Source organism: Actinomyces polynesiensis (assembly GCF_000820725.1).
In the GTDB taxonomy this organism is placed as follows: Bacteria; Actinomycetota; Actinomycetes; order Actinomycetales; family Actinomycetaceae; genus Pauljensenia; species Pauljensenia polynesiensis.
Genome location: NZ_CCXH01000203.1, coordinates 1 through 11,906, shown reverse-complemented (window position 1 = coordinate 11,906; position 11,906 = coordinate 1). Strand labels below are relative to the sequence as shown.

General features: G+C 72.1%; 13 protein-coding genes. 7 read left to right on the top strand and 6 right to left on the bottom strand.

Annotated elements, in window-relative coordinates; all coding sequences use genetic code 11:
• The 4 genes from TA90_RS08690 to TA90_RS08675 all read left to right on the top strand — a co-directional run.
• The coding region (locus TA90_RS08690) for a phosphodiester glycosidase family protein (protein ID WP_231550707.1) at positions 1–1,093 on the top strand (1,093 nt) is incomplete at its 5' end.
• Positions 1,090–2,166 carry a bifunctional glycosyltransferase family 2/GtrA family protein gene (locus TA90_RS08685; RefSeq protein ID WP_052450688.1) on the top strand — a complete coding sequence of 359 codons (1,077 nt, stop codon included), beginning with the start codon at positions 1,090–1,092 and terminating at the stop codon, positions 2,164–2,166. The genes TA90_RS08690 and TA90_RS08685, both read left to right, overlap by 4 nt.
• A gap of 70 nt (positions 2,167–2,236) precedes the next feature.
• On the top strand, positions 2,237–2,773 hold the full coding sequence (locus TA90_RS08680) for a GNAT family N-acetyltransferase (RefSeq protein WP_043535811.1): 537 nt from the start codon (positions 2,237–2,239) through the stop codon (positions 2,771–2,773).
• An 85-nt stretch (positions 2,774–2,858) separates the two neighbouring features.
• Complete coding sequence (locus TA90_RS08675) at positions 2,859–3,308, top strand: GNAT family N-acetyltransferase (protein WP_043535810.1); 450 nt, start codon at positions 2,859–2,861, stop codon at positions 3,306–3,308.
• 51 nt (positions 3,309–3,359) lie between these two features.
• Here TA90_RS08675 and TA90_RS08670 read toward each other — a convergent pair whose 3' ends face one another.
• A complete protein-coding gene (locus TA90_RS08670) occupies positions 3,360–4,055 on the bottom strand; it encodes a hypothetical protein (protein WP_043535809.1) in 696 nt (231 codons plus the stop codon).
• Positions 4,056–4,119: 64 nt separating this feature from the next.
• Complete coding sequence (locus TA90_RS13275; RefSeq protein WP_052450687.1) at positions 4,120–4,629, bottom strand: MarR family winged helix-turn-helix transcriptional regulator; 510 nt, start codon at positions 4,627–4,629, stop codon at positions 4,120–4,122.
• Positions 4,630–4,738: 109 nt separating this feature from the next.
• Here TA90_RS13275 and TA90_RS08660 point away from each other — a divergent pair, with 109 nt between their 5' ends.
• Positions 4,739–5,338: an NAD(P)H-dependent oxidoreductase gene (locus TA90_RS08660; protein WP_043535808.1), complete on the top strand. Its 600-nt coding sequence runs from the start codon at positions 4,739–4,741 to the stop codon at positions 5,336–5,338.
• Between the two features lie 96 nt (positions 5,339–5,434).
• Here the strand turns inward: TA90_RS08660 and TA90_RS08655 are convergent, their stop codons facing one another.
• Positions 5,435–6,283: an aldo/keto reductase gene (locus tag TA90_RS08655; RefSeq protein ID WP_043535807.1), complete on the bottom strand. Its 849-nt coding sequence runs from the start codon at positions 6,281–6,283 to the stop codon at positions 5,435–5,437.
• A 229-nt stretch (positions 6,284–6,512) separates the two neighbouring features.
• Here TA90_RS08655 and TA90_RS08650 point away from each other — a divergent pair, with 229 nt between their 5' ends.
• The gene (locus TA90_RS08650; RefSeq protein WP_043535806.1) at positions 6,513–7,814 is read left to right on the top strand and encodes a M18 family aminopeptidase; all 1,302 of its coding nucleotides are present in this window, start codon (positions 6,513–6,515) and stop codon (positions 7,812–7,814) included.
• A 191-nt stretch (positions 7,815–8,005) separates the two neighbouring features.
• Here the strand turns inward: TA90_RS08650 and TA90_RS08645 are convergent, their stop codons facing one another.
• On the bottom strand, positions 8,006–8,440 hold the full coding sequence (locus TA90_RS08645; RefSeq protein WP_043535805.1) for an organic hydroperoxide resistance protein: 435 nt from the start codon (positions 8,438–8,440) through the stop codon (positions 8,006–8,008).
• Positions 8,441–8,606: 166 nt separating this feature from the next.
• Complete coding sequence (locus TA90_RS08640; RefSeq protein ID WP_074015364.1) at positions 8,607–9,164, bottom strand: NUDIX hydrolase; 558 nt, start codon at positions 9,162–9,164, stop codon at positions 8,607–8,609.
• Between the two features lie 155 nt (positions 9,165–9,319).
• Here TA90_RS08640 and TA90_RS08635 point away from each other — a divergent pair, with 155 nt between their 5' ends.
• On the top strand, positions 9,320–9,964 hold the full coding sequence (locus TA90_RS08635) for a hypothetical protein (protein WP_043535804.1): 645 nt from the start codon (positions 9,320–9,322) through the stop codon (positions 9,962–9,964).
• Positions 9,965–10,027: 63 nt separating this feature from the next.
• Here the strand turns inward: TA90_RS08635 and TA90_RS08630 are convergent, their stop codons facing one another.
• Positions 10,028–11,599, bottom strand: coding sequence for an aspartate:alanine exchanger family transporter (locus tag TA90_RS08630; RefSeq protein ID WP_043535803.1), 1,572 nt, complete (start codon positions 11,597–11,599; stop codon positions 10,028–10,030).
• Between the last annotated feature and the right edge of the window lie 307 nt (positions 11,600–11,906).

Below are 11,906 nucleotides of genomic sequence, written 5' to 3'. Positions count from 1 at the left end.
GCCACCCCCGACGCGGGATCCCGGCGGCGACGGGGACAGGGGTGGGCAGGAGGACGCCACGACCGGTGGCGTGGCACGGGGCCCTCTCCGGCGCCGGCGGCCCTCGCGCCGCCTGCGCGCGCTGCTCCTGGGTCTGGCGCTGCTGGTGGCGGTGGGCGGGACGAGTGCCTGGGCCCTCGACCGGTTCGTCATCGAGCACGTCGAGATCACCCACGCCTCCTCCCTGGAGGCCTCCGACGACTCCTCCACGGACAGCACCGCGACGACCACGCAGTCGGGATCCTCCGGATCGGGCGGCACCGGCTCGGACGGCACCTCGGCCACCAGCGCATCGACCACGACGACCTCCACCACCTACGAGTCGGCGGACACCTCCGTCTCCGTCACGAAGGTGACCACCGGGAGCGGCGCGGACACGGTGACCTACTACGTCGCCGACGTCCAGCTCAGCGACGCCACGGACCTGCGCTCGGCCTTCGCCCGGGACGCCTTCGGGGAGAACATCACGGAGAAGACCTCCGAGATCGCCGCCGACAACGACGCGGTGCTCGCCGTCAACGGCGACTACTACGGGTTCAGGGACACCGGCATCGTCATCCGCAACGGCGTCGTCTACCGCGACGAGGGCGCCCGGGAGGGCCTCGCCCTCTACCGGGACGGCACCATGGAGGTCTACGACGAGACGACGACCGATGCCCAGACCCTCGTGGACGAGGGCGTGTGGAACACCCTCTCCTTCGGCCCGGCGCTCGTCGAGGACGGCGAGGTCGTCGACGGCATCGACTCCGTCGAGGTCGACACGAACATCGGCAACCACTCCATCCAGGGTGAGCAGCCACGCACCGCCATCGGCATCATCGACACGGACCACTTCGTCCTGGTGGTCGTGGACGGACGGTCCGAGGGGTACTCGCGCGGGGTGACGATGACCGAGCTGGCGGGCATCATGCAGGACCTCGGGGCGCCGACCGCCTACAACCTCGACGGGGGCGGTTCCTCCACGCTCTACTTCAACGGGGAAGTGGTCAACCAACCCTCCAACGGGGGCGAACGCGCCACCTCCGACATCCTCTACATCCGGGACGGGTCGTGATCGTCCTCGTGCCGGCCCACCGACCGGACATGCGCCTGGTCGCCCTCGTGCGCTCCCTGCGGACGCAGCGCCCCGGCCTCGACGTCCTGGTGGTGGACGACGGGTCCGGGGAGGAGTTCTCCGCCGTCTTCGGGACGGCGCGGACCGCAGGCGCGCAGGTCGTGCACCTGGAGGTGAACCGTGGGAAGGGCGCCGCGCTGCGGATCGGGGTGGAGGAGGCCCGGCTCCGCTTCCCCGGGGAGGACGTCGTCACCGCCGACGCCGACGGCCAGCACCGCGTCGAGGACGTCCTGCGGGTCGCCGACGCGGTGGAGTCCTCCGGGACGATGGTGCTGGGGGTGCGAGGCCCCTCCCCCGACGTCCCCCTGCGCAGCCGGGTCGGCAACCGGCTCACCGCGTTCCTCTTCCGCCTCTCCACCGGGTGGGACCTGCGCGACACCCAGACCGGACTGCGCGGCTACCCCGCCGACCTCTTGGAATGGGTCGGGGCGGTCCCGGGGCAGCGGTACGAGTACGAACTCAACGTGCTCCTGCGCGCGGCCCGGGAGCACCTGCCCGTGGTGGAGGTGCCCATCGGGACGGTCTACGAACCGGGGAACCCGACCTCGCACTTCCGCCCGTTGCGCGACTCCGCCCGGATCTACGCCCCCCTCCTGGCCTTCTCCGCCTCCTCCCTGGTCTCCTCCGGCGTCGACCTTGGCGTCCTCGTCCTCCTGCGACCCCTGTCCACCGGCCTCCTCCTGCCCGTCGTCGGCGCCCGGATCATCTCAGCGGGCGTCAACCACGCGCTCAACCGGCGGTTCTTCCACGCCCCACCGGGGTCCGCCCGGCGCACGGGTCTGCGCTACGCACTGCTCGCCGTGGCGATGGTGGTGGCCTCCTGGCTCGCACTCACCGTGCTCACCGCCTGGGGCCTGCCGCTGGTCGTCGCGAAGGTGGTGGGGGGCGGGACGCTCTACCTGGTGAGCTTCCACCTGCAACGCAGGCTCGTCTTCCGGGCCGGCTCCCGGCACAGCGCTGGCAGCGCCGCGTCGCCGCGTGCACGATCCACCGGGCGAAGCGCCGCCGTCTGACCGTACGCTCAGGTTCGCCACGGGCGCAGGCGTCGGATTCGTCGTGCGGGCTGGTCACGCGGATAATCGGATGGTGACCTTCCAGCTGAGACGGACCGAGGCATCCGACCTGCCCGTGCTGCTCGGATGGGTCCCGACCTGGACGGACATGGTCCTCTGGTCCGGCACCACCTTCCACTGGCCACTGGATCTCGACCAGCTCACGCAGGATCTGGACACCGCAGCGGAGTCGGGGCGCATCCTGTGGACCGCCGTCCAGTCCGACGGCCTGCCCATCGGGCACGCCTCCCTCACCACCAATGACGACGGCACCATCGGGCGCTTCGGACGTGTGCTCATCAACCCCCTCAAGCGCCGCAAGGGCTACGGGCGCCCCCTCGTCGGGCGCAGCGTGGAGGCGGGGTTCGAGGAGACGGGGGTCGACCTCATGACGCTGGGCGTCTACGAGCACAACAGGGCCACGCGCGCCCTCTACTCCGAACTGGGCTTCGAGGAGACCGGCATCGTCTTCGACACGGAGGTCGAGGGCGGCACCCGCCGCCTCATCGAGATGTCCTGCGAACGCACCTCGTTCCACCTGCCGGGGTCCTCCACCGCGCAGGGCTGACCCTGCCGGGGTGGGCACGCAGCGCCGCCCGCCCACCGTGGGCGCCACCGATAGGATCCAGACACGAACACACGAAGGAGTGACCATGCCCGTCGAACTCGTCTCCACGTCCTCACCCGAACTGGTCGAGGCGATGGCCCTGTTGATCCCCCAACTCTCCCGCAGCTCCAAGCCGCTCGATGCCGAGGCCACCGCCCGGTTCGTGGCCCAGGACGGGGTGCACCTCCTCGTCTACCGCTCCGAGGGAGGGGCCGGTGGGAAGGGCCGCATCCTCGGCATGCTCTCCCTTGCGACCTTCGAGATCCCCACGGGGCTGCGCGCCTGGATCGAGGACGTCGTCGTCGACTCCCGGGCGCGGGGCACGGGGGCCGGACAGGCCCTGGTGGAGGCCGCCGTGGACCTGGCCCGCGGGCTCGGCGCCCGCACGGTGGACCTCACCTCACGCCCCTCCCGTGAGGCCGCGAACCGCCTCTACCGTCGCTGCGGGTTCGAGCTGCGCGAGACGAACGTCTACCGGCGCGACCTCGGCGACTGAGCCGCCCCCGCGCCACCCGGCACCGGACGGGTCCCGCCCTCGTCCCCGGCGTCACGCCACCAGGCGCACGACGACCCACGCACCCAGTGCGAGACCTCCCAGCAGACAGGCGACGGGGAGGACGAGGGATGCCAGGGGCGTGACCCGCGTCATCAGCTCCCGCGCCGCGGTGACGGCGCGGTCCCCGACACCGGCCGCCAACGCCACCGCCAGGACGACGAGTGGTGACTGGGAGACCACCGCCCACAGCAGGAACCCGAGGACGACCACCGCCACGGGCTGGTGGGCGGAGAGGACCACCGCCGCCGGGAACGGGGGATCGGAGATGACCACCGCCACGAAGACGAGCGCGACGAGCATCAGCGGCACCAACCCCGCAGCCATGCGCGAGGCGGTGCGGGTGTCCCGACGCAGGAGGTCGCCCGTGCGTCCGGGTCCCCCCGACCTGCCGCGGCGCAGGAGGGAGACGACTCCCCAGGCGACGAGGGCGACTGCCGCCACCGCCGCCAGCGTGAGTCCCACTGGGGACTCGGCGAGGATGAGCCAGTGGACCCGTCGGACGGCGGGCCCGGCGACCACCGAGAGCGCGCTCCCCCACACCGCGGTCCCACCGACCAGGGCGGCGGCGAAGATGAGGATGTCACGTCGACGTGCTCCCAAGGAGAGCGCGGCGATCGAGATGAGCATCGGACCGGGGTCGAACCCGAGGATGCCCAGGAGGACCATCGCTCCGAGGTAGGACCACACGGGCCGATTGTGCCATGCGACCCGCTCCCCGAAGGGGCGCGCGTCCGGGGACGGTGGGGCCCGGTCAGTCCTCCGACCCGCTCGCGGCGTCCTGCTCGGCCTGGGCGCGGCAGGCCGGCGTCCGCCGGAGGGCTGCCCTGACCTGTCGCGCGGCCTCACCCGCCGCGAGTGTCCCGGGAGCCCCGAGGACGCCGACGAAGTTGGACTCGACCTCCCGCTCCACGACGAGGGCCGCCCGGGCACGGACCTCACGGCCGTGGGTCGTCAGCTCGACGACCGTCGATCGGCGGTCCGTGGGCGAGGGCAGACGCCTGACGAGCCCGAGGTTCTCGAGGCGGGTGACCGCGCGGGTGGCACCCGAGCGGGTCAGCGCGACAGAACTGCCCAGGTCACACATGCGCACCGGTTCCGGCGCCGCACCGAGACCGTCGAGGAGTTCGAAGTCGACGAGGGCGAGGTCGACCTCGGAACCGAGGAGCCTGTCCAGGTGCGCGGTGAAGGTGCGCGCCGCCACGATCCACTCGTGCCACGCGCCCATCCGCTCCCCGTCGAGGAGTCTCCCGTCGGTCGACATGTCACGAGCCTACCATTCAGTTGACTGCGCAACAGCATCGCGGTAGCGTCGGATTGTTGCCAGATCAACCACACCGATCCCACCGGGTCGGCACCCTGAGGAGAACCGCATGACCAAGGTCGCCATCGTCTACTACTCGTTCACCGGACACGGGACCGCCATGGCCAAGCGCCTGGCGAGCACCGCCGAGTCGCTCGGTGCGGAGGTCCGCCTCCGCCCGATCGCCGACGACACCCCCGCCGACCGGATCGCCGCGATCCCGCCGGCCGCCGCCAACGCCGCAGAGGTCGCCGAGTACCCGGTCGCGACGCCGGAGGACCTCGAGTGGGCCGATGTCGTGGTCTTCGGCTCCCCCACGCGCTACTCCGCGGTCACCCACCAGTTCCAGGCCTTCATCGACACGCTGGGACCCCTGTGGGGTCAGGGCAAGCTCGCGGACAAGGTCTACACGGCCTTCACGTCCTCCCAGACGCTGCACGGTGGCCAGGAGTCGACGCTGATCCACATCAACACGATGGTCGCCCACTTCGGTGGCATCCTCGTCACGCCCGGCTACACCGATCCCACGAAGTTCGTCGACGGCAACCCCTACGGCACCTCACATGCGACGGGCCCGGAGAACACCGAGCCCCTCTCCGAGGCCACGCTCGCCGCCCTCGACGTCCAGGTGACGCGCGCGATCGCCGTCTCCCGCCGACTGGGGGCCTGAGGTCCACACGCGTCCCGACGGACGCACACCCGTGACACGGAGGGGCCCGCACCGGTCGGTGCGGGCCCTCCGTGTCGTGTCACCCCTGGGCGGCGCTCAGAACTCCTCGTAGACCGCCGGGTCCTGGTTGTTCGTGCGTCCGTCGGGACGCCCGAGGGCGGTGATGGCCGCCATCTCGTCCTCCGAGAGCTCGAAGCCGAAGACGTCGAGGTTCTCGCGCTGGCGTCCCGGGTTGGAGGACTTGGGCAGGGGGATCGACCCCAGCTGGTGGTGCCAGCGCAGGATCGCCTGGACGGGGCTGACGTCGTGGGCGCGGGCGATGTCGATGATGACGGGTTCCTTCGCCACCGCGTTCCCGCGACCGATCGGGCTCCAGGACTCCGTGCGGATGCCGAGTTCGGCGTGCACCTTGAGCTGGTCCGTCTGGGGGAAGTAGGGCAGCAGCTCGATCTGGTTGACGGCGGGGACCACCCCGACCTCGTCGATGATCCTGTGGAGGTGCTCGGGCAGGAAGTTCGAGACGCCGATGGAGCGGATCAGTCCCTCGCGCTGCAGGTCCGCGAGCGCCCGGTAGGCCTCGACGTACTTGCCCTCCTTCGGGTTCGGCCAGTGGATGAGGTACAGGTCCCAGTAGTCCAGCCCCGCGCGGTAGAGGGACTCGTGCACGGTGTCGATCGCCTGGTCGTACTGGTGGTGGCGACCGGGGAGCTTGGAGGTCAGGCGGAGCTCCTCGCGGGGGACCCCTGCGCGACGCACCGCCTCGCCGAGGGCGCCCTCGTTCTCGTAGTTGAAGGCCGAGTCCAGCAGTCGGTAGCCCTGGTGGATGGCCGAGACCATGGCGTCCACACCGCCGGCACCGCTGAGTTTGTAGGTCCCCAGCGCGATCGCGGGGACGACGTCGCCGTCATTGAGGGTCCAGGTGGGGACTTCCAGCTCCGTGTCCATGGCACCAGCATAATTCCGCCCTGCCCCGCCACGCCCGGCGAGAGACCCGCCGTGCTCTCAGGATCCGGGCGCACGGGCACCGCGTCGCCGGGATCCGGGCGCACGGGCACCGCGTCGCCGGTGCCGGGACGGGAGGGCCCGGGTGCGAGGGCCCGGGGCGGAGCGGCCCGGAGCAGGCCGACCCGGGTGGGGCACCGGAGCGGGAGTGTTCCGGGCGCCCCGGCCTACCATGGGCACCATGCCTCTGGATGCCACGCGCGAGCACGCGATCGACTACGCCCACTTCCTCGCCGACAGCCCCTCCTCCTACCACGCGGCCCACCTGGTGGCCCAGCGCCTCGAGGACGCGGGGTTCGCCCGACAGGAGGAGACCGCACCCTGGGACGCCACGCCCGGGGGACACGTCATGGTCCGCGACGGGGCCGTCATGGCCTGGTTCGTCCCGGAGAACCTGGGGGAGGGCGGTGGGTTCCGCATCGTCGGGGCCCACACGGACTCCCCTGCCTTCAAACTCAAGCCGAACGCCTCGACCACCACGCCCGACGGATGGGGACAGCTCGGCGTCGAGGTGTACGGCGGGATGCTGTGGAACTCCTGGCTCGACCGCGAGCTGGCGCTGGCCGGGCGCCTGGTGACGACCGACGGCCGTCAGGTCCTGGTCAGGACCGGGGCCGTCGCCCGCATCCCCCAGCTGGCGGTCCACCTCGACCGCGGGGTGAACACCGAGGGCCTCAAGCTGGATCCCCAGCGCCACCTCCACCCCGTGTGGACCGTGGACCACCCCGGCGCCGACGTGCTCGACATCGTCGCCCGCGACGCGGGACTGGAGGACGCCAGCCGGATCGCCGCCCACGACCTCGTCACGATCCCCACCCAGGGCCCGGACTTCTTCGGCGAGGACGGCTGTTTCCTCGCCTCGGGGCGCCAGGACAACCTCTCCTCGGTCCACTCCGCCCTCACCGCCCTGGAGGCCATCGCCCAGGAGCCGCCCACGGGCGGCGACGTGCTGGTCCTGGCCTGCTTCGACCACGAGGAGGTCGGCTCCGCGACCCGCTCGGGCGCCGCGGGTCCAGTCCTCGAGGACGTCCTGCACCGCACCGCGTGGGCCCTGGGCCGCGAGGGCGACGCTCTGGCACGGATGCTCGCGGCGTCCTCGTGCGTCTCCAGCGACGCCGGGCACAGCGTGCACCCCAACTACGCGGACCGGCACGACCCCGACACGCGCCCGGTCATGGGCCGGGGGCCGATGCTCAAGATCAACGCCAACCAGCGCTACACCACCGACGCCGTCGGTAGCGCCCTGTGGGACCGCGCCTGCGCCGCCGCCGGTGTCCCCCACCAGGAGTTCGTGTCGAACAACGCCATGCCCTGCGGGTCGACGATCGGTCCGATCACCGCGACACGGCTCGGGATCACGACGGTCGACGTCGGGATCGGCCTGCTCTCGATGCACTCGGCGCGGGAGATGAGCCACATCGCCGACCTCCACGCGATGTCGGGTGCGCTGCGCGCCTACTGGATGGGGGCCTGAGGGGAGGGACCCTCCCCTCCCCGCCGGGTCCGTGCCCGGTCAGGTGCGTCCTCCGTCCCGGAACGCGTGGTGCCCCCACCCTCGGGTGGGGGCACCACGGAGGTACCTCATCGGCACGCCCGGGCCGGTCCCGGTCCGACCGCCTCGACGCGGGGACCGCACACGGCCCCGGGGTCCGGGGCGAGCCCGGTTCAGAGCGATTCGACGGCCGTGACCTCGACGGGGACGTTCCCCCGGGTCGCCTTGGAGTAGGGGCACAGCTGGTGGGTGCGGTCCGCCAACTCCTGGACCTTCTCCACGGGCAGGCCGGGCACGAGGACCTCGATGCGGACCGAGATCGCGAAGGACTCGCCCTCGGGACCGATCCCCACGGAGGTGCGGACGACGGAGTCGGCCACGGACACCCCGGCCTCCTTCGCCGCCAGACCGAGCGCGCCCTGGAAGCACGCCCCGTACCCCATGGCGAAGAGCTGCTCGGGATTGGTGCCGTCGCCCGGACCGCCCATGGCCTTGGGTGCCCTCAGGTCGACGCTGATGTCGGGATCCGTCGAGACGGAGCGCCCCGAACGGCCTCCTGTCGACTCGGCGACGGCGGTGTACACGATCTTCTCCGGTGTGTTCTCCATCTGGCCATTGCACCACCGGGTGGTGTGCCCCGCAACCGCTGGACGTGTCCCACGTCACGCACTGTCCGCACAGGGGTGCCCACCCGGGCGGTGCCCGGGACCGGGTCCCCGGCCCTCGGACCTGCGGGGTTGGGACCCGCGGACCCCGTACCCGCGGACCCCGGCCTCAGAGTCCCGCCGGGCGCGGGCGGGCCGCGGACCCGGAGTCCGACCCGTGATCCGACCCGTCGGCGCCGTGCCCGTCGTCGAAGGCGGCGGCGACCTCGTCGGAGAGGGCATGCGCGACCACCCGACGGAAGCGGTCGTTCATCGGTGGCAGCTGGGAAGCGGGGACGAAGCGGGCCACGGTGTTCTCACCGTCCGCGGGCCTCGGCTCACCCGAGACCCAGTCCAGGACGAAGGCGGTGTCGAGGTAGCTCGAGACGTCCCCGTTGTCGTACTCGACGGGGCCCACCACGTCGACCGAGACCAACCTGCGCGGGACCGCGACGACGTCGGCCTCCTCGCGGACCTCCCGGACCGCGGCGACGGCCGGGGCCTCCCCCGGGTCCACGATGCCCGTGACGGGGGTCCAGGCGCGGGTGTCGGCGCGGCGGACCACGAGCACCTCGACCTCTGCGTCTCCCGGACCGGGCCGCAGGACCACCGCGGTGCACCCCGGCACCCACAGAGGGGCATGACCGATGTGTTCGCGCAGGTCAAGGATGAATTGAGGCGTCGTCATGCCCTCCACCCTACCCGCCGGCACTCCTGGGACCCGAGCAGGTGCCGCCCCCTCAGCGACGCCCTCGGCGACCCCTCGACGGGTGTCCGCGGCCGTCTAGGATGGGTCCGGGAGCGGGGACGGATCCGGTTCCCCGACACGCGGAGGCAGGCCCCATGGACGACACGCCCGGATTCGCCGTCTACGCCTTCGTCCAACGGATGGGGGCCAACGTGGCCCTCGTGCACACCTGGCCCGGCGAGGCTGCAGGGACCGCGCACCGCGCGCTCAGTGCTGCGGGCATCACCACGACGCTGGTGGGCCAGGACCAGCCCGGTGGTGGCGCGGTCATGTACTTCGCGGAGGACGACTTCGGGGACGAGTTCCTCGGTGTCCTCGCCGAGGAGCTCACGCTGCGCGGGATCGGGACCTATGCGCACACGCTCGTCCACGACGACGTGGCGGACGCCCATGTCGACGCCTTCGCACGCGTGGGACGCGTCCATCCCCTGTCCGGCCGGCGCATCGTCCTGGTCCACACCTTCATCCATGACGTCCCCGAGGGGATCGGGGCCACGACCTGGGTTTTCGGGGCGCCCGAGGACCTGGCCTCGGCGGCACGCTGCCTCGGGCGTCGCTTCGAGGTCGAGCCCGTGCTGGACCCCACCGGTGTGGCAGCCCTGGAGATCACCCACCTGGAACTCAATGCCGGTCTCGCCCGCCCGATCGAGGCGCAGCGCTCACTGACACAGGCACTGACGGAGGCCGGGTTCGAGGGTCCGGTGCTGATGACGAACAACTCCACGCCCCACCTCGACTGAGCCCCGCGTACCCGCAGCACCGGTCCGACGGCCCGGCCGGCCGGTCGCGGCCCGGGCGCTTCCTCAGGTGAGGGTCCAGACCAACGGGACCAGCAGGATCTTCACCACGATCGAGAAGGCGAAGAGGGTCGCGTAGGCCCCCTCGATCCTCTCGTCCGCGAGCCTGGCGGCAGCCGCCTGCAGAACGGCGGGCTGGCCGAGGAAGCCCGCCACCCCGCCTGCGGTCCTCGGCGCCGACAGCCCCATCCACCGTCCCACGAGGACCAGCGCGAGGCAGCACACCGCCACCATCACTGCGCTGAGGAGTCCTGCCCTCCACCCCTGCGGTGAGACGAGCAGACCTGCGAGGTCGGGCCCGGCCCCCAGACCCAGTGCCGCGAGGAAGAGCATCAGTCCGATCTGGCGGATCGTCAGGTTCGCGGACTCCGGCAGGGACCACACCAGCGGGCCGGTCCGCCTCAGGGCTCCCAGCAGCATGCCGACGACCAGCGGCCCGGCCGCGGGCCCCAACTGGAAGGAGGACCCGCCGGGCATCGGGAACGACACCGTCCCCAGCAGCATGCCCAGGACCATCCCGATCCCGAAGGCCATGGCGTCGACCTCGGCGACCCGGCGCTCGGAGTCCCCGAGGAAGGTCTGGACGGCGTCCAGCTCCTCGGTCGGGACCACCACGGCCACGTGGTCACCGGGCTGGAGGGCCAGGTCGTCGCGTGCCAGCAGCTCCAGGTCGCCGCGACGCACGCGGGTGATCACCGCCCCGAAGCGGGTCGCCATGTTCAGCTCCGCGACCGTGCGCCCCACGACGTCCGGGTCGGAGACGACGACCCGTTCGAAGGCGACGTCGGTGCGGTCGTCGGCGAGGTGACGGCTGGTGGGGTCACCGATCTCCTTGAAGGTCTCGGTGAGGGAGGCGGGGTCCCCGACGAGGAGGACGAGGTCGCCCTCGTGGAGGTCCTCCCCGGGGACGACCACCCGGGTGTGCCCGTCACGACGCAGGTAGGACATGCGGATGCGCTGGTCCACCCAAGCGGGGATGTGGCGGGTGGAGACGCTGTGGCGCACCCGCACCGTGAGCGCGTCCAGACCGGTGCCCGCCAGGGAGGGCGTGTCCCGTGTCCCCGCCCAGGAACGGGTCACGGTCATGGTGACGACGATGATGCCCACGACCACGCCGATGGGGTACCCGAAGGCGTAGCCGACGGCTGCCATCGGGTCCCCGGTCACCCGGGTCGCGGCGTCGAGGGCGGGGGCCGCGGTGAGGGCGCCCGTGAAGAGCCCCAGGGTGAGCCCACGGTCCAGCCCGAGGGCACCACCGCCGAGGACCGCCACGACGGCGCCCAGGAGGCACACCCCCGCGCAGGCCAGGAGCAGTCCCGTCTGGCGGCGGAGGTCCTGGAAGAAGGTCGACCCGGCGGCGACACCCACCGTGTAGACGAAGAAGGCCAGGCCCAGCTGCTGGACGATCTCCATGCCCTCGCCGACACCCGGTCGCCACGCGGACACCGCGAGTCCCACGAAGAGGGCACCGGCGGCCCCCAGTCGGAGTGGTCCGAAACGGATCGCCCCGAGCGCCGCACCGATCCCCACCACGAGGAAGAGCGTGAGGAGGTGGTTGGAGGTCAGCAGGTCTGCCATGGGCCAAGGGTAGCGAGGGCACGCCGGCCCACGGTCGCCCGTGGGACGGAGGTGGCCGCGCGGGTCCGGGTGGTCCCGGGCACCACTGGCCGGGCGCAGTGCCACGGGCGGGCCCCGTGGCCGGTGTGCGGACCGCCGCACAGGGAGCGGACAGCCCGCACGGCTAGGGTGGTGGACATGACACTGGAGGGGGCGATCGGCCGGACCGGGCCCGGGCCCGAGGACCGCGAGACACTGGCAGCACTCCTGGAGGACCTCTCCGGCGACCCCTCGGACCTCCTGGTCCCCGTCGGCACCCCCTATCCGG